This is a genomic window from Bradyrhizobium sp. Kon69 (assembly GCF_055807515.1).
Genome location: NZ_JBVVOS010000232.1, coordinates 1 through 313, shown reverse-complemented (window position 1 = coordinate 313; position 313 = coordinate 1). Strand labels below are relative to the sequence as shown.

1 protein-coding gene is annotated in these 313 nt (G+C 64.2%); it reads left to right on the top strand.

Translation table 11 applies throughout. The annotated features are described in order from the left end of the window. Positions 1-313 (top strand): transposase (locus tag AC0L3U_RS38965; RefSeq protein WP_473365051.1); only part of this gene is annotated, 313 nt, incomplete at both ends.

The window sequence follows — 313 nt, the reverse complement described above, 5'->3', positions numbered from 1 at the left end:
CACCTGGGGTTGGCGCTCGGCGGCCGGCCGGCAGCAAGCTTCGCCAAGCGGCTCATGCTGCCTGTCAGCAACGATACCTTGCTGCGGGTGGTCCGCCGGCGGGCGGCGATGCCGATGGATCCCTTGCTTGTTGTGGGTATTGATGACTGGGCGTTCCGGAGAAATCGTCGGTACGGGACCATCGTGTGCGATTTGGAGCGTCGGCGGATCGTTGCCTTGCTACCCGACCGGGAAATGGCGACCGTTCAGGCGTGGCTGTCGAAGCACCCGGGCATCAACATTGTGTCGCGAGATCGCGGTGGTGGATATGGCG